General features: G+C 67.5%; 14 protein-coding genes and 1 riboswitch. Of the genes, 6 read left to right on the top strand and 8 right to left on the bottom strand.

Annotation, left to right across the window (positions count from 1 at the left end; translation table 11 throughout):
- Positions 1-51 precede the first annotated feature (51 nt).
- A riboswitch (TPP riboswitch) is annotated at positions 52-146 on the bottom strand.
- A gap of 43 nt (positions 147-189) precedes the next feature.
- From AC06FB_RS11495 to AC06FB_RS11485, 3 genes are all read right to left on the bottom strand, one after another.
- Positions 190-1,314: a phosphotransferase enzyme family protein gene (locus tag AC06FB_RS11495; RefSeq protein ID WP_478053711.1), complete on the bottom strand. Its 1,125-nt coding sequence runs from the start codon at positions 1,312-1,314 to the stop codon at positions 190-192.
- Between the two features lie 123 nt (positions 1,315-1,437).
- Positions 1,438-1,821, bottom strand: a complete 384-nt coding sequence (locus AC06FB_RS11490; RefSeq protein ID WP_074902303.1) for a glycine zipper 2TM domain-containing protein — start codon at positions 1,819-1,821, stop codon at positions 1,438-1,440.
- A 188-nt stretch (positions 1,822-2,009) separates the two neighbouring features.
- Positions 2,010-2,648, bottom strand: coding sequence for a response regulator (locus tag AC06FB_RS11485; protein ID WP_053518414.1), 639 nt, complete (start codon positions 2,646-2,648; stop codon positions 2,010-2,012).
- A 75-nt stretch (positions 2,649-2,723) separates the two neighbouring features.
- Here AC06FB_RS11485 and AC06FB_RS11480 point away from each other — a divergent pair, with 75 nt between their 5' ends.
- Positions 2,724-6,326 (top strand): ATP-binding protein, encoded by a 3,603-nt coding sequence (locus AC06FB_RS11480; RefSeq protein ID WP_053518415.1) that lies wholly within the window; start codon positions 2,724-2,726, stop codon positions 6,324-6,326.
- Here AC06FB_RS11480 and AC06FB_RS11475 read toward each other — a convergent pair.
- A complete protein-coding gene (locus AC06FB_RS11475) occupies positions 6,320-6,721 on the bottom strand; it encodes a c-type cytochrome (RefSeq protein ID WP_053518416.1) in 402 nt (133 codons plus the stop codon). The genes AC06FB_RS11480 and AC06FB_RS11475 overlap by 7 nt on opposite strands.
- Before the next feature lie 65 nt (positions 6,722-6,786).
- On the bottom strand, positions 6,787-8,463 hold the full coding sequence (locus tag AC06FB_RS11470; protein ID WP_340044210.1) for an electron transfer flavoprotein-ubiquinone oxidoreductase: 1,677 nt from the start codon (positions 8,461-8,463) through the stop codon (positions 6,787-6,789).
- A 256-nt stretch (positions 8,464-8,719) separates the two neighbouring features.
- On the opposite strand from AC06FB_RS11470, the gene AC06FB_RS11465 reads away from it, so the two are divergent.
- Entirely contained in the window at positions 8,720-9,883 is a 1,164-nt protein-coding gene (locus tag AC06FB_RS11465; protein WP_128989302.1) for an acyl-CoA dehydrogenase family protein, read from the top strand.
- Between the two features lie 161 nt (positions 9,884-10,044).
- Here the strand turns inward: AC06FB_RS11465 and AC06FB_RS11460 are convergent, their stop codons facing one another.
- Both AC06FB_RS11460 and AC06FB_RS11455 read right to left on the bottom strand, forming a co-directional pair.
- Complete coding sequence (locus tag AC06FB_RS11460) at positions 10,045-10,524, bottom strand: tRNA (cytidine(34)-2'-O)-methyltransferase (RefSeq protein ID WP_461289099.1); 480 nt, start codon at positions 10,522-10,524, stop codon at positions 10,045-10,047.
- A 66-nt stretch (positions 10,525-10,590) separates the two neighbouring features.
- Positions 10,591-11,067 carry an XAC0231 family protein gene (locus tag AC06FB_RS11455; protein WP_065182052.1) on the bottom strand — a complete coding sequence of 159 codons (477 nt, stop codon included), beginning with the start codon at positions 11,065-11,067 and terminating at the stop codon, positions 10,591-10,593.
- 415 nt (positions 11,068-11,482) lie between these two features.
- Between AC06FB_RS11455 and AC06FB_RS11450 the strand changes: the two genes are divergently transcribed.
- From AC06FB_RS11450 to AC06FB_RS11435, 4 genes are all read left to right on the top strand, one after another.
- Positions 11,483-14,332, top strand: a complete 2,850-nt coding sequence (locus AC06FB_RS11450) for a M16 family metallopeptidase (protein ID WP_053518421.1) — start codon at positions 11,483-11,485, stop codon at positions 14,330-14,332.
- A gap of 97 nt (positions 14,333-14,429) precedes the next feature.
- Positions 14,430-14,747: a DUF4156 domain-containing protein gene (locus AC06FB_RS11445; protein WP_053518422.1), complete on the top strand. Its 318-nt coding sequence runs from the start codon at positions 14,430-14,432 to the stop codon at positions 14,745-14,747.
- A gap of 103 nt (positions 14,748-14,850) precedes the next feature.
- Complete coding sequence (locus tag AC06FB_RS11440) at positions 14,851-15,867, top strand: 3-oxoacyl-ACP synthase III (protein WP_008264841.1); 1,017 nt, start codon at positions 14,851-14,853, stop codon at positions 15,865-15,867.
- A 61-nt stretch (positions 15,868-15,928) separates the two neighbouring features.
- Positions 15,929-16,819 carry an alpha/beta fold hydrolase gene (locus tag AC06FB_RS11435; protein WP_053518424.1) on the top strand — a complete coding sequence of 297 codons (891 nt, stop codon included), beginning with the start codon at positions 15,929-15,931 and terminating at the stop codon, positions 16,817-16,819.
- Positions 16,820-16,911: 92 nt separating this feature from the next.
- Here AC06FB_RS11435 and AC06FB_RS11430 read toward each other — a convergent pair whose 3' ends face one another.
- On the bottom strand, positions 16,912-17,343 hold the full coding sequence (locus tag AC06FB_RS11430; RefSeq protein ID WP_053518425.1) for a YkgJ family cysteine cluster protein: 432 nt from the start codon (positions 17,341-17,343) through the stop codon (positions 16,912-16,914).
- Between the last annotated feature and the right edge of the window lie 12 nt (positions 17,344-17,355).

The raw sequence follows: 17,355 nt of genomic DNA, 5'->3' as shown, positions 1-17,355 counted from the left end.
CAGGGGAGACGAAGCGACGGCGCGCAGGTGCACCGGCCCGGAACGGGGGTGTGGCTGCGGCTCAAAGCTCCCTACGCCGGTGCAAACCGGATCAGGTTCCAAGGGACTCTCTCAGCCTGCAGATCCAGGCACCCCCGCTTCAGGCCGCTATTTCACTACAGATGGCAGGGATTTGCGAGCCGATGCCCTTCAGGCGGCGGCATGCAGCGCCTGCAGCAGGGCCTGGCCGGGTGCGCTGGCGAACCACGCGGCATGGCCCAGCATGAAGGGATACCAGGCGACATCGGCGTTCGCTGTCGAGCCGGTGATGCCTTCGAAGTACTCCACTTCGGACAGTGCGAAGTCGAAGTGGACCATCGGCAGCAGGTCCGCCAGCAGGTGCAGGCGGGTGGCCGACAACGGCAGTACTTCGCGGTAGCCGTCGAGCAGCGCCAGCGCGATGTCGATGCGCACCGCCTCATGGCCCCGCTCCAGCTCCAGCCAGGCCACGGCATTGCGCTCGATCGCGGTGGCCAGGTCGAACAGCGCGCTGGTGGGTGAGGCGAGGCCGAAATCCAGCACGGTGCTGACGTCGTCGCCGCGCCACAGCAGGTTGGACACATGCCAGTCGTTGTGCGCCCACAGCGGCGGCTCGGCGGACAGGCGCTCGGCCAGGCCGGCATGCCAGGGCAGGACGTCGCGGCGCAGCTGCGCCTGCCACGGAATCCGCGCCAGGTAGCGCGCCAGTCCCGGGCGGTCGGGAAGACCCGCTTCCAGCGCGCCGATGGGGTCGGCGGCGCGGATCAGCTCGTCGCGTGCCACCAGGACATGCGTGCTGCGCTGAGGGGCGTGGTAGCTGGCGGCGGCCTGATGCAGCCGGGCCAGCATGCGTCCGGCAGAACGCGCCCGTGCGGTGTCCGTCAGCAGCGTCCAGGAGGCGGCGTCGCGGTACAGATCGTCACCCACCCCCGGCGAATGCAGTTCATAGGTCCAAGGCCCATGCTCGATGGCGCTGTCGCCTCCGGCGGTGGGCAGAACCTTCACCACCGGCACGCCGGCAGCGTCCAGATGGGCGATGAAGCGGTGTTCCTCCTGCAGGCAGGCGGCACTGCGCACGCTGCGGTGGTGGCGCTTGATGAACACCCGGCCGCGGGCACCTTCGGCCAGCGCGGCGGCCGACAACGGCCGGGGGCTGTGCCAACGCAGGGCGCTGTCCGCGTCCAGCACCGGATAACGGCGGGCCAGCCAGGCAACCTCGGCTGCATCGATCGCGGGCCAGTCGGCAGCGACCTCATCGTTGTTGAGGCCCTGCACGCGGTGGGCGGTGGAGGTCATGCGGGGGCCGGGGGCAAAGGAGTCATCCAGGGCTGCGCATTCAACGCCATGGACGGTCCCGACGCAAACGGGCGGGTCATCGACCCGCCCGTTGCCGGTGATGCCGGGCAGTGCCGGCGAGGGTTACCAGCCGCGGTGGCGACCGCGGTCGTGGTAGTAGCGGCGGTCGCTGTCGCGCCAGCGGCGGTCATGACCGCGGTCCCGATAGCCATAGCCCCGGTCGTAGCCGCGCTGGTAGCCGCGGTCGTAGCGGCGGTCATAACGACGGTCGTGGCGGTCCGGGGTGGTCAGGTTGCCGATCGCGCCGCCGGCCACGGCACCGCCGACGGTGGCGGCCGGATCGCCATTGGAGATCAGGTGGCCGGCGACGCCGCCCACCACCGCACCGACGACGGTGCGCTTGTCCTTCCTCGACATGGCGCTGGCGTCGCTGACCACGGCGACACCGGCCAGCAGGGCCAGGGCCATCGCCACGCCACGGAAGCTGAGAGCGGAAGTACTGAGCATGTTCGGTTCTCCTGTAGGGGCATGCCACGGTGGGCAGGGAGGGCGCGGGCGCCCTGGCTGCCGTAGTGACCACGCTGGCGCCCGGAGATTGCCGGAACATTGCGTGGGCCACTGGGCGGCGTGCGTATTCATCTAGCGTCAGGAGGCATGAAGCCTGCCTGAAAGTTCAATGGCCGGATGGACAGGATTCAGATTTTGCCGTCACGCAGATAGTCGAACAGCTCCGCATCGCCTTTCAGGCCCAGCTTCAGCATCGCATCGCCCTTCTGCCGGCTGATGGTGCTGACGCTCTTGTGCAGCTGCACCGAGATCTCCTTCACCGTCATGCCGGTGCCGAGCAACCGCAGCACTTCCAGTTCGCGCGGCGACAGCGGTTTGCCGTCGCCTTCGCGCATGCGCCAGCTGCCGGCGGCCTCGACCCGCTCGCGCAGGCTGCGGCTGATATAGAGCTGGCCGCGGTTCACCGCCTGGATCGCCTGCGGCAGCTCGTCCATCGACGAACTCTTGTCGACCAGGCCGAGCACGCCGCTGTCGAGCACCATGCGCAGGATCGCCAGGTTGCTGGAAACGCTGAGCATCAGCACCTTGAGGTCGGGATGGCGGCGCCGGATCATGCCGATCATGGCGAAGCCATCGGCCTGGGGACTGCCGGGCATCGAATAGTCGGTGACCAGCAGGTCGCATGGCTGGCTGGTCAGCAGCGCCATCAGCGCCTGGGCGCTGTCGGCTTCACCGACGACCTGGCCAACGCCGCTGGACTCGATGACGGCGCGGGTTCCGATACGGACCACGGGGTGGTCGTCTGCGATGATGATGCGCAAGCTCATGCTCTAGTATGACCACCGGGCACGCCGGGCCGCGACCATCGCGGCTCCTGGCAGGATTCTAGGAGATCAACGCCGATGCGTAGCTGGGCTGTTCGCGGGCGGGTCCTGCTGCTGGCCATGTTGGGTCCTGCCGTCGCTTGGGCGCAACTCGCGCCCGGCCCATTGCCGTTGAGTCCCCTGCAACGCGAATACCTGACCGCGCACCCTCGCATCGTCGTCGGGCAGTATGACAGCGGTTGGCCCCCTTTCGAGTCGATCCACGAAGGCCAGCAGGTCGGCCTGGGACCGGACTACTTGTCGCTTTTGGCTCGTCGTTTGGGCGTGAAAGTCGAGGCACGCCGCTATCCGGACTGGACATCCGTGCTGGACGCGGCATGCCGGGGCGAGATCGATGTGGTCATGAACATCGGCCTGAGTGCCGACCGAACCCGTTGCATGGTCTACACCTCGGCCTATGTCGAAGCGCCGCTGGCGGTGGTCGGACGACCTGGAGACCTGCGTGCTTCGGAGATGCCGGATCTTGACGGACTGCGCGTCGTGATCGAGCAGGATTTCCTGACCGCACCGCAGGTGCGTGCACGGTTTCCACGCGCTCGACAACTTGTCGCAAATGGCACTTTGGCGGCGTTGCAGATGGTCAGAGACGACAAGGCCGACGTCTATATCGGTAATGCCTATGTCGCCACCGAGCTGATCGCGGCCCATCAGCTGAAGGGAGTGGTGCTGCTGCGGCCCAGCGATCTGCCGCCGGAGCGGGCGCACTTCGGCGTCCCCAACAGCAAGCAACCGCTGGCCGAGGCACTGGATCTTGCGCTGGCTGCCACCAGCCAGGCGCAGCGGGACGCGCTGGCCCAGCGCTGGCTGCGGCCTCCGGAATGGTCCGCGTCGGCGCAGCTGGCCCTGAGCCAGGCCGAAAAGCGCGTGCTGCAGCAGCCGTTGAAGATCACCTTCGCGCCCAATGCCGCGCCGCTTTCGTTCACCGACGACGACGGCCAGCCCAGCGGCCTGACCAGCGAGTACCTGCGGCGGCTGATCCAGGTCGGCGCCAACCTGGAGGTGGAAACCAGCCACGACTGGTTCGAGGTGCGCGAGAAGGCGCTGCAGGGTGAGGTGCAGGCGGTGATGGGCATTCCCACCGATTCGCGCTACCTGGGGCCGGACTGGGTGTTCAGCCAGCCCTTCATCAGCGTGCCGAGCGTGATCGTCGGCACGCGCGACAGCCCGGCGATCCTGGGGCTGGCCGATCTGCAGGGCAAGCGCGTGCTGCTGTCCGACCCGGAACGCCTGCGCGGCTACGTGCTGCAGCAGGCGCCACGGGCAAAGATCATTCCCGCGCGCAGTGGCGAGCAGGCGTTGCAGCGATTGGCCAATGGCGAGGCCGATGCCTACGTGGGCAACCTGGTCCTGGTCGATCACCTGTTGCGCAACCGCTTCCCGGGCCGTCTGCAGATCCTTGCGCCGGCCGGATTCGGCGACCAGCTGGCGCTGGCTGTCGACCGTCGCCATGCCGCCCTGGCGACCACCTTCGACCGCCTGCTGCTGCAGATGTCACCGCGGGAGCATGAGGCGCTGCGGGGCGACTGGCTGGCCGTGGAATATCGCAGTGGCGTGGACTGGGACGCCGTGCTGCATTGGGGGCTTCCGCTGCTGCTGGTGCTGCTGACCGGGGCGGTGGTGCATGGCGTCGGTCACTGGCGGCTGCGCCGGGAGGTGGCCGGTCGCCGCCATCTGGAGCAGCGCCTGGCCGAGGTCACCGACAATCTGCCTGCGGTGGTCTACCAGGCACGTCGCGACGCGGACGGCAGCCTGGCCTTCCCCTTCATCGCCGGCGACCTGCAGGCACTGTTCGGCATTCCGCGGCAGCGTGCCGAGCAGGATGCGCAGGCGCTGCTGGCGCGGATCGAGGACACCGACCGCCAGGCCGTGCTGCAGGCGATCGACCAGGCGGCCCGCCAGTTCGCGCCGCTGGCCTTCGAGTTCCGCCTGCTGCCGGGTGATGACGGCACGCCCGCGCGCTGGGTACGCAGCCAGGCTCACCCTTACGCCACCGAGGCCGGCGCCGTCACCTGGAGCGGCTACTGGGTGGACGTGACCCAGGCACGCGTACAGGCCGATGCGCTGGCGGCGGCCAAGATCGAGGCGGAACAGGCGGCCGAGGCCAAATCACGCTTCCTGGCCACGATGAGTCATGAGATCCGCACGCCGATGAGCGGTGTACTGGGCATGCTGGAAGTGCTGGCGCACTCGCCGCTGGATGCAGAACAGCAGCGCATCCTTGCCGTGATCGAGGATTCTGCGCAGATGCTGCGGCAGATCCTCGATGACATCCTCGACTACTCGCGCATCGAAGCCGGTGCGCTGCGCCTGGAACCGGTGCCATTGTCACTGCGGACCCTGCTGGAAGGCGTGTGCCGGCTGATGTCGGCGCAGGCCAGCGCGCGTGGCCTGGCCCTGCACGTGCAGATCGATCCGCAGCTGGCTGCGGCGCATGAAGTGGATGGCGTGCGCCTGCGGCAGATCGTCTTCAACCTGCTCAGCAATGCCATCAAGTTCACCGCGCAGGGCGATGTGTGGCTGCGGCTGGAGGTGCTCGGGCCGACCACCGCCGATGGCAGTCAGCCGTTGTGCCTGAGCGTCATCGATACCGGCATGGGCATCGCGCCGGAACAGCTGCAGCACCTCTTCGCGCCGTTCACCCAGGCCGGTGCATACATCCAGCGCGACCATGGCGGAACCGGCCTGGGCCTGAGCATCTGCCAGCGGCTGGTGCAGATGATGGACGGCACGTTGACCCTGCAGAGCACGCTCGGCGAGGGCACCCGCGCGGAGGTCCGTCTGTCGCTGGTGGAAGCCGGCATCGAGGACGTCGCCGTGCTGGCGAGCGAGCACGAGCAGGCGGCGCTGCTGCCGACCGCGCTGCGCCAGAGCCGCGTGCTGGTGATCGAGGATCATCCGACCAACCAGGCGATGATGGCCTGGCGGCTGCAGCAGCTGGGCCTTCCGCACGTGCTGGTGAGTGATGGCCAGCAGGCGCTGGACCGGTTGGCGTCGGAACGCTTCGACCTGGTGATCACCGATTGCCGCATGCCGGTTCTCGATGGCTTTGCGTTCACCCGCCTGCTGCGCGAGCGCGAAGGCCGCCAGGGCCAGGCGCGCATGCCGGTACTGGCATTGACGGCCAGCGTGCTGGACGACGACGCGCGACGTTGCCGCGAGGCCGGCATGGATGAGGTGCTGGCCAAGCCGTTGTCGCTGGCTACGCTGCGCGCGGCGTTGATGCGATGGCTGCCGCAGGCGTCCGTGGCACCGGAGGCGACCGCCGAGTCGTCCGCAGCGGTGGAGGGCGACGCATCGCTGGACCTGGCGGGCCTGCAGCGGCGCTTCGGTTCGCATGCGGTCGCCGTGCAGCTGGCCGCCACCCTGCTGCAGGCCAGCGAGGTGGATATCGCGGCCGTGCAGCGTGCGGTGCAGGCCGGCGACCGCGAGGCCGCCGCCCTGCACCTGCATCGCCAGGCCGGGGGGCTCGGGGCGGTGGGTGCGCATGCGCTGGCAACGCAGGCCAATGCCCTGGTCGAACGCCTGGAAGACGCCGGAGAAGTGGACAGCGCGCCGTTGTTCGCCGAAGTCCAGGCGTTCCTGTCACGCCTGCAGCAGCAGCTGCAGGGGCTGTCTCACTGAGCAGACTGCTGCTGCAGGTAAGCGATCACCAGCGCACGTCGTTCGGCGCTGGGAAACGCGTTGTACATGCGCGTGCCGGGCACCTGCTGCGTTGGTGACTGCAGGAAGGCATCCAGGGTCTGCGCGGTCCAGACGATGTCGGCCCGGCGCATGCCCTGCGAATAGCCATAGTCGGGCAGGCTGCCAGCGCGGCGTCCGATCACACCGTGCAGGTTGGGGCCGAACCGGTGGATGCCACCGGCCTGCACCGTGTGGCAGCCCGCACACAGTTCGAACGCGCGCTGCATCGCCTGTTGTCGCGCCTGCTCAGGTGTGGCCGGTGGCGTGGCCGTGCGCTGGCAGCCGCTGCACGCCAGCAGCAGGACGAGGGCAGGGAGCAGACGGAAGGCACGCATGGGCGGAGAGGATAGCCGTGGCCGCCGCGGGCCGGGCTGCGACACGCGGTCGCAGCCCCCTGCGGTCACATGCCCGAGTAGTTCGGGCCGCCGCCGCCCTGCGGGGTCACCCAGACGATGTTCTGGGTGGGATCCTTGATGTCGCAGGTCTTGCAGTGCACGCAGTTCTGCGCGTTGATCTGCAGGCGTGCGTTGTCGGCTTCGCCAACGAACTCGTACACGCCGGCCGGGCAGTAGCGCGCTTCCGGGCCGGCGTACTCGGCCAGGTTCACCTTCACCGGAATGCTCGGGTCCTTCAGGGTCAGGTGGCTGGGCTGGTTCTCGTCGTGGTTGGTGCTGCTCAGGAACACCGAACTGAGACGGTCGAAGGTCAGCACCCCGTCCGGCTTCGGGTAGCTGATGCGGGTGTGCTGGGCCGCCGGCTCCAGGCAGGCGTGGTCCGGCTGCGTACGGTGCAGCGTCCACGGCGGGTTGCGCACGCCCAGCTTGGGCAGCAGCCACTGCTCCACGCCGGTCATCAGCGTAGCCACGGTCTGGCCCTTCTTGAACCACTGCTTGAAGTTCTTGGCCTGCTGCAGTTCGGTGAACAGCCAGCTGGCTTCGAAGGCCTGCGGATAGGCGCTCAGTTCATCGTGCTGGCGATCGGCGGCCAGCGCGTCGAACGCGGCGTCGGCGCACAGCATGCCGGTCTTGATCGCGGCGTGGCTGCCCTTGATGCGGCTGGCGTTGAGATAACCGGCCTCGCAACCGACCAGCGCGCCACCGGGGAACACGGTCTTCGGCAGCGACAGCAGGCCGCCGGCGGTGATCGCACGCGCGCCGTAGCCGATGCGGGTACCGCCTTCCAGATGCTTGCGGATATCCGGATGGGTCTTGAAGCGCTGGAATTCCTCGAACGGGCTCAGCCAGGGGTTCTTGTAGTCCAGGCCGACCACGTAGCCGATGGCGACCTTGCCGCCGTCGGCGTGGTAGAGGAACGCGCCGCCGTAGGTGTCGCTGTCCAGCGGCCAGCCGGCGGCGTGCACCACCAGGCCCGGCTCATGCCTGGCCGGGTCGATCTGCCACAGTTCCTTGATGCCGATGCCGTAGGCCTGCGGGTCCTTGCCTTCGTCCAGCTTGTAGCGGGCGATCAGCTGGCGGCCGAGGTGGCCGCGCGCGCCTTCGGCGAAGACCGTGTACTTGGCGTGCAGTGCCATGCCGCGCTCGAAGGCCGGGCCGATGCTGCCGTCCTTCTCGATGCCCATGTCGCCGGTGGCCACGCCGATCACTTCGCCGTTGTCGCCGTACAGCACCTCGGCGGCGGCGAAGCCGGGGAAGATCGCCACTTCCAGCGCCTCGGCCTGCTGCGCCAGCCAGCGGGTCACTTCGCCCAGGCTGATGATGTAGTTGCCTTCGTTGTGGAAGCACTCCGGCAGCAGCGCATTGGGCGTGCTGCGCGACCCGGTCTCGCTGAGGAACAGGAACTCGTCGCGGGTGACCTTCTGCTTCAGCGGTGCGCCGCGTTCGGCCCAGTCCGGGAACAGTTCGGTCAGGGCGCGCGGGTCCATCACCGCACCGGACAGAACATGTGCACCGGGCTCGGAGCCCTTCTCCAGCACGCACACCGACAGTTCGCGGCCGGCTTCGATCGCACGCTGGCGCAGGCGGATCGCGGTGGCCAGCCCGGCTGGGCCGGCACCGACGATCACCACGTCGAACTCCATTACTTCACGCGGGGGCAGGGCGTTGGCTTCAGCGCTCATCGATTGCATGACTCGTGGGTAGTGCCGGTAGCAGGGCCACCGGCGGTTGCCTGGAAATCGCGCGTGCAGCCACGGCGAAACGGTTGTTTGAATGTGTCAGGGTACCGGGACGGGCGTGATCGAGCTAGATCGCCGATGTTCACGTCGTGATTGCTGCAGTGCAGCGTACGCCCGCAGCCGGATGGGAGCCGACCTTGGTCGGCACGCGCTTCCCGGATGACCGACAATGGCCCGGTCCCGACTGCGTGTGAGTGCCATGGCCCTGGATCCGTACGACCTGTTCGATGTCCGTTCCCTGCTCAGCGAGGAAGAGCGCGCCGTACAGGACAGCGTGGCGCGTTTCACCAATGAGCGCGTGCTGCCGATCATCGGCGATGCATTTGACCAGGCGCGCTTCCCGGCCGAACTGGTACCGGAGATCGCATCGCTGGGCCTGCTGGGCGCGACACTGCCGGCCGAATACGGTGGCGGTGGCCTCGGCGCGGTCAGCTATGGCCTGATCTGCCAGGAGCTGGAGCGCGGCGATTCGGGCCTGCGCAGCTTCGTTTCGGTGCAGAGCTCGCTGTGCATGTATCCCATCTACGCGTACGGCAGCGAGGAACAGCGCCAGCAGTGGTTGCCGGCGATGGCACGCGGCGAACTGATCGGCTGCTTCGGCCTGACCGAGGCGCACGGTGGGTCCGACCCGGCCAGCATGAAGACCCGAGCGGTACGCGACGGCAGCGACTGGCGCATCAGCGGCAGCAAGATGTGGATCACCAGCGGCCCGGTGGCCGACCTGGCCATCGTCTGGGCACAGACCGAGGACGGCATCCAGGGCTTCGTGCTGGAGAAGGGCATGGCCGGTTTCACCACGCAGGAAATCAAGCACAAGATGAGCCTGCGCGCCTCGTTGACCGGCGCGCTGTTCTTCGATGATGTGCGCGTGCCCGACAGCCACCGCCTGCCGAACGTGAAGGGCCTGAAGGGGCCGCTCGGGTGCCTGACCCAGGCGCGTTACGGGATCAGCTGGGGCCCGATCGGCGCGGCCATCGCCTGCCTGGATGAAGCGCTGGGCTACGCCAAGGAGCGCGTGCTGTTCGGCCGCCCGCTGGCGGCCACGCAGAGCGCGCAGATCAAGCTGGCCGAGATGGCGCGCCGCATCACCACCGCCCAGTTGCTGGTGCTGCAGCTGGGCCGTTTGAAGGAGGCCGGAAAGCTGCAGCCGCAGCAGGTCAGCCTGGCCAAGTGGAACAACTGCCGCATGGCCATCGACATCGCCCGCGAGTGTCGCGATCTGCTCGGTGGGGCTGGCATCACCACCGAACACGTGGCGATCCGGCACGCGCTGAACCTCGAATCGGTGATCACCTATGAAGGCACCGAGACCGTGCACCAGCTGGTGATTGGCCGCGAACTGACCGGCATCAACGCGTTCTGACAGCGGGTTCCGGTGGGTGCCAACCTTGGTCGGCACATTTCTTCGGCGCGCATCCGGGCATCGGTGCGGACCAAGGTCCGCACCCACCATAAGCAGGTCACACCCACCATAAGCAGGTCACACGTACGTGTAGAGCCGAGCCCATGCTCGGCTGCTTCCTCTCACGCGCCGCCGGCAAACCCGTGCTGCCGCCAGGCTTCATACATCACCACGGCAACGGTGTTGGAAAGATTGAGGCTGCGGTTGTCCGGCCGCATCGGCAGGCGCAGGCGCCGGCCCTCCGGCAAGGCATCGAGCACATCCTGCGGCAGGCCGCGGCTTTCCGGGCCGAACAGGAAGGCGTCGCCCTCTTCAAAGGCCAGGCTGTCGTAGCGCACGCTGGCGCGGGTACTGAGTGCGAACAACCGATTCGGTGCGATCCGCGCCAGCGCGGTGTCCAGGTCGGGGTGCACCTGCAGGCGCGAGTACTCGTGGTAGTCCAGGCCGGCGCGCTTGAGCTGCTTGTCTTCCAGTGCGAAGCCGAGTGGCTCGACCAGGTGCAGCTGCGCGCCGGTGTTGGCGCAGAGCCGGATCACATTGCCCGTGTTGGGCGGGATTTCCGGTTGGAACAGGATCACGTGGAACGGGGGTGCGGCATTCATCGGCGCAGTGTACCTGCGACGGCTGCCAGTACGGCGCACGCCCTGCCAGGGCAGGGCGGGCACCGCTTACGGGCGCAGCAGGACCTGGGCGGTTTCGGTGGCCAGGGCCTGCAGGTCGGCCGCGCTCGGACGCACCTGCAGGGTCGGCAGGTTGACGATCACCTGGTTGGCAACGCTGGTGGCGGCGGCGGCCAGGGTGGCTGCGTAGCGCTGTGCTTCCAGTTCGGCGGCCAGGGCAACGCGCTGTTCCAGGCTCGGGCGCACTTCCACCGCGGCCAGGGTGGTGATCGGCAGGGCGGCGGCGACGGGGGCGGCGGTGAAGCCGTCGCGTTCGGCCAGCTGGTCGGCGCTGGGGCGCACTTCCACGGTGGCCAGGGTCGGAATGCCGCTGGCCTGTTCCCAGGCCTGCTGGGCCAGTTGGTCGGCGGCCGGGCGAACCTGCACGGTGGCCAGGGTCTTGATGGATTCGGAGGCCTGCACCGACGAAACAACCGCGGTGCCGGCGATCAGGGCGATGGCGATGGCAATGGTCTTGGCGTTCATGACGGGGCCTGTTTAGTGTTGTTGAGCGGTGGTGTGGTAGTAAGGTAGAACACCAATTCGGGGGATGCAAGGGAAATTTTCGATTTCTTGCATTTGTTCAGTCTTCAGTCAGCTTTTGTCTGAAGCCCTTCTTGGCGCAGGAAGTACCAAGCAAACCCCGTGCCAACTTTTAATCATTGATTTGAAAGGGTTTTTCTCCCGTCGGAAAGTGTCCGCGGGGCGGACACCTGTCCATCCGAGGGGGCGCGGACACTGTCCGGACGCAGGGGCGGGGGAGACGTGACTGCTGTCGGGGGCCGCCGACAAGGCCCTGAACGGCTACGGGGGCAAACACCCCCAGTGACTGCTGGCGGATTCCGGGCACCGGATGGGCACGCTAGGATCGGGCTTCACCAACGTGACCAAGGATCCGGAAATGTCTCTCGCCCTGCGCCCGCGTGCTGCACTGCTCGCTGTTGCCCTCAGCACTGCCCTGGGCACGCTCGCGCCCACTCCTGCACTGGCGGCCAAGACGGTCACGCCGGCCAAGGTCGATATTCCGTTCGAGCAGTTCACCCTGCCCAACGGGCTGCGCGTGATCGTGCATACCGATCGCAAGGCGCCGATCGTGGCGGTCAACGTCTGGTATCACGTCGGCAGCAAGGACGAGCCTGCGGGCCGCACCGGTTTCGCCCACCTGTTCGAACACCTGATGTTCCAGAGCAGCGAAAACCACGACGGCGAGTATTTCGAACCGTTCAAGCAGGTGGGTGCCACCGGCCAGAACGGCACCACCAATACCGATCGCACCAATTACTTCGAGAACGTGCCGACCACCGCGCTGGACATGGCGTTGTGGATGGAGTCGGACCGCATGGGCCATCTGCTCGGTGCGATCGACCAGGCCGCGCTGGACGAGCAGCGCGGCGTGGTGCAGAACGAGAAGCGCCAGGGCGAGAACCAGCCCTACGGCCAGGCCTGGGAGAAGCTCAACCGTGCGATGTACCCGGCCGGCCACCCGTATCACCACAGCGTGATCGGCTCGATGAACGACCTCAACGCGGCCTCGCTGGATGACGTCAAGACCTGGTTCCGCACCTGGTATGGCCCGAACAACGCGGTGCTGGTGCTGGCGGGCGATATCGACGTGGCCACCGCCAAGGAGAAGGTGGCCCGTTACTTCGGCAGCATCCCGGCCGGTCCGAGCATGGCGCAGCCGAAGGTCGACGTGGCCAAGCGCCCGGCCGACACCCGCGAGACGATGACCGACAAGGTGCCGCAGTCGCGCATCTACCGCGCCTGGAACGTGCCGCAGGTCGGCACCACCGACGTCGACCAGCTGCAGCTGCTGGCCTATGTGCTCGGCGGCGCCAAGTCCTCGCGCCTGAGCCAGCGACTGCAGCACCAGGACAAGCTGGTGGACAACATCAGCGCCGGCGCCTACGCCTCGCAGCTGGGTTCCAACTTCATCGTCATGGCCACGGTGAAGCAGGGCCAGGATCCGGCCAAGGTCGAGAAGATCATCGACGAAGAACTGGACCGGTTGATCAAGGAGGGCCCCACGGCCGACGAGCTGGCGCGTGCCAAGACCGGCTCGCGCGCAGCGTTCATCCGCGGCATCGAGCGCATCGGTGGTTTCGGTGGCAAGGCCGACGCACTGGCCGAATGCGCGGTCTACACCGGCGACCCGGGCTGCTTCCGCACGTCGCTGGCCAACATCGACAAGGCGACCGCGGCCGACCTGAAGCGCCTGGGCGCACAGTGGCTGGACGTCGGCAGCCACACGCTGGTGGTCGAACCGGGCGAGCGCGTGGCGCTGAAGGAAGATCCCTCACAGGCGCCGAAGCCGTTCAACGTGCCGGCGGTGGACCCGAAGTACAGCACTCTGCCGGAGCAGGTGGACCGCAAGGCCGGCGTGCCGCAGACCCGTGAATTCCCGCAGCTGAAGTTCCCCGCCCTGCAGCGCGCCACGCTGAAGAACGGCACCCAGGTGGTGCTGGCCGAGCGCCACGAGATTCCGGTGGTGCAGTTCAGCTACCAGTTCCCGGGTGGCTTCACCGCCGACCAGGGCCGCAAGCCGGGCACCGCCAACTTCACCATGAACCTGATGACCGAAGGCGCCGGCAAGCTCGGCTCGCTGGCCTTCGCCGATGCCGCCGATGCGCTGGGTGCAAGCCTGGACGCCGGTGCCGGCCTGGATTCGGTGACCGTGGACCTGTCGGCACTGAAGGAGAACCTGGTGCCATCGCTGGCCCTGTACCGCGATCTGCTGCGCGAGCCGCGCTTCGAACAGGCCGAGATCGACCGGGTCAAGGCCACCTGGATCGCCGGCATCCAGCAGGAGAAGGTCAACCCGAACGCGGTGGCCATGCGCGTGCTGCCGCCGCTGCTGTACGGCAAAGGCCATCCGTACGCCATTCCGTTCACTGGCAGCGGCGATGAAGCGGCCATCAGCAGCCTCACCCGCGAGGATCTGGTCGACTTCCACCGCGACTGGCTGCGCCCGCAGGATGGCACCCTGATCGTGGTTGGCGATACCACGCTGGCCGAGATCGTGCCCCTGCTGGACAAGCAGCTGGGCGACTGGAAGGCCACGGGCGATGCGCCGCAGGTGAAGGCGGCCACCGATGTGGCGCTGCCGAAGGGCCCGCGCGTGTTCCTGATCGATCAGCCGGGTGCGGTGCAGGCAAACCTGTTCGCCGGCCAGGTGGTGCCGCCGTCCAGTGACGCCAGCTCGACCCGCTTCGATATCGCCAACGGTGTGATCGGCGGTGACTTCACCTCGCGCCTGAACATGAACCTGCGCGAGGACAAGCACTGGTCCTATGGCGCGCGCAGCAGTGCGCCGAACTCGGTCGGACAGCGGCCGTGGGCGGCCAGTGCCCCCGTGCAGATCGACAAGACCGGCCCGGCGCTGGCCGAGATGCAGAAGGAAATCGTCGAGTTCAGCACGGGCAGCAAGCCGGCCACCGCTGCCGAGGTCAACCGCATCCGCAACATCCAGACGCTGAGCCTGCCGGGCGCCTATGAGACCGCCAGTGCGGTCGCCGCGACCATCAGCAGCATCGTGCAGTTCAAGCGGCCGGATGACTATGTGCTGCGTCGCAAGGCCGAGATCGAGGCGATGACGCCGGCCCAGGTGCAGCAGGCTGCGGCCGAGATCAAGCCGCAGGCGCTGACCTGGGTAGTGGTGGGCGACCTCAAGCAGACCGAGGCGGCCGTGCGCGCGCTGAACCTGGGCGAGGTGACCGTGCTGGATGCCGAAGGCAAGCCGGTCAAGAAGTAAGGGACAGGCCTGCCCGCCACGGCGGGCAGGCCTCCCGGCTACCCTCGATTCAGGCGGTTCAGGCAGAATCCCCCTCATACCCTTCCAGGATCTGCCCATGCGCGTTCTGCTGCTTTCCTCCCTGCTGCTCACCGTCACCGCCTGTACCTGGGTGCCGATCGAACCGGCCGGGAAGACCGTCCGCGTGCTGCCGGCCGGGCCGGCGCCGACCGGCTGCATCACCAAGGGCGAGGTGGTGGTCACCGTGAAGAGCAAGGTCGGCTTCTACAACCGCAACCCGCTGCGCGTGCAGGAAGAACTGGAAACGCTGGCCCGCAACGAGGCCCCCAGCGCTGGCGCCAATGCCGTACAGGCCGCCGCACCGCCTGCCGATGGCAGCCAGCGCTTTGCCGCCTTCCAGTGCCCGCCGCGCTGAATCCTTCACCATACGGGCAAGCCTGAATTCGTAAAGATGCGGTGAAGGCCCGGGGGGTTATAGAATAGCGCCCCCTTTTGCCTGAGCCTTGGCGCTAACCTCGATGCTCTTCAAGAATGTCTCGATCGCCGGCCTGGCACACGTCGATGCGCCTCATACGCTGACGACGAAGGAAATCAACGAACGCCTGCAGCCGACGCTGGACCGGCTGGGCATCCGCACCGACGTGCTCGGCGATATCGCCGGCATCCACGCCCGCCGCCTGTGGGACAACGGCGTGCTGGCCTCGGACGCGGCCACCATGGCCGGTCGCAAGGCACTGGAAGATGCCGGCATCGAAGCCACCCAGGTCGGCCTGCTGGTCAATACCTCGGTCAGCCGCGACTACCTGGAGCCGTCCACGGCCTCCATCGTCTCGGGCAATCTGGGTGTCAGCGACGAATGCATGACGTTCGATGTCGCAAATGCCTGCCTGGCCTTCATCAACGGCATGGACATCGCGGCGCGCATGATCGAGCGCGGTGACATCGACTATGCGCTGGTGGTGGATGGCGAAACCGCCAACCTGGTGTACGAGAAGACGCTGGAGCGCATGACCGCGCCGGACGTCACCGCCGACGATTTCCGCAACGAACTGGCGGCGCTGACCACCGGTTCGGGCGCTGCCGCCATGGTGATGGCGCGCTCGGAACTGGTGCCGGATGCCCCGCGCTACAAGGGCGGCGTCACCCGTTCGGCGACCGAATGGAACCAGCTGTGCCTGGGCAACCTGGACCGCATGGTGACCGACACCCGCCTGCTGCTGATCGAAGGCATCAAGCTGGCGCAGAAGACGTTCACTGCGGCCAAGATCGCGCTGGGCTGGGCGGTGGAAGAACTGGACCAGTTCGTCATCCACCAGGTCAGCCAGCCGCACACCGCAGCGTTCATCAAGAACTTCGGCATCGACCCGAAGAAGGTCATGACCATCTTCGGCGAGCACGGCAACATCGGCCCGGCGTCGGTACCGATCGTGCTGAGCAAGCTCAAGCAGCTGGGCAAGCTGAAGAAGGGTGATCGCATCGCGCTTCTGGGCATCGGCTCGGGCCTGAACTGCTCGATGGCCGAAGTGGTCTGGTAAACAGACCCCTGCGTTGAATCCTGGGGCCGGTACTACCGGCCCTTTTTACAGGTGCGACCCGATGTCCAAGCTTCCCGGTTACCCCGCCCATCCCCAACGCTTCGAGGTCCGCCCCGGCCTGTCGATGAACTATCTCGACGAGGGCCCGCGCGACGGTGAGGTGGTGGTGATGGTGCACGGCAATCCGTCGTGGAGCTATTACTGGCGCACGCTGGTGGCCGGCCTGTCGGACAAGTACCGTTGCATCGTGCCCGACCATATCGGCATGGGCCTGTCGGACAAGCCCGATGACCGTGGCTATGCGTACACGCTGCAATCGCGCGTGGATGACCTGGATGCGCTGCTCAGGCACCTGGGCATCACCGGCCCGGTGACCCTGGCCGTGCACGACTGGGGCGGCATGATCGGCTTTGGCTGGGCGCTGTCGCACCACGCGCAGGTCAAGCGGCTGGTGGTGCTCAACACCGCCGCGTTCCCGATGCCGGCAGCGAAGAAGATGCCGTGGCAGATCGCGCTCGGACGGCACTGGAAGATCGGCGAGTGGATCATCCGCACCTTCAATGCCTTCTCCGCCGGCGCATCGTGGCTGGGCGTGGAGCGGAAGATGCCCGCCGACGTGCGCCGCGCGTATGTATCGCCGTACAACAGCTACGCCAACCGCATCAGCACCATCCGCTTCATGCAGGACATTCCGCTGGGCCCGGCCGACAAGGCGTGGTCGCTGCTGGAGCGTGCAGGCAAGGCGCTGCCGTCGTTTGCCGATCGCCCGGCCTTCATAGGCTGGGGCCTGCGCGACTTCGTGTTCGACCACCATTTCCTGCAGGGCTTCCAGGCGGCGCTGCCGCAGGCCCAGGTGCATGCCTTCAAGGACGCGGGCCACTACGTGCTGGAAGACAAGCACGAGGTGCTGGTGCCGGAGATCCGCGCCTTCCTGGACGCGAACCCGATCTGATCGGATCCCCTCGGTAGCGCCGGGCCATGCCCGGCGTTGTCGTACAGGGGGTCAGAGCCCTTCCGTGCCGGAAACGGGCCCGACCCCGACCGTCACGCCGCGATCGGCGCCTGTGGCGGAGACGACGGGCTGCTGCCGTTGTCGTCCGGATGATCGTCGTCGTTGTCCGCCTCGTCGCGCCAGCGCCAGTCGGCCAGCGTCAGCGGGTCCAGGCCGTAGGCGATGCGGGCCTTGTCACACTGTGGACTGGCCTTGCCGTACTCCCATGAGGCATCCACTTCGCGGCACACGCTGGGCCGGTTGGGGTGGATCGTGCAGCGCGAATACACGCCGATCTGCGCATCCAGTGCCACGCAGCGCACCGGTTTGGAGTGGGTGCCGCGCATGCACAGGCGATGCGGGTCGAGCACTTCGGTCAGCTGGTGGGGCACGCCGCCCGGGGTGACCTCGTCCGATTCCATCCAGTGGAAGGCCACGCGGTACTGGGTGCAGCAGGCGCCGCAGGTCATGCAGGGGTGTTGCATGGGCAAGCCGCC

Source organism: Stenotrophomonas sp. Steno-C15 (assembly GCF_056393265.1).
Note: the sequence above shows the minus strand (reverse complement) of the source record. Positions and strands in the feature narration are given on the sequence as shown.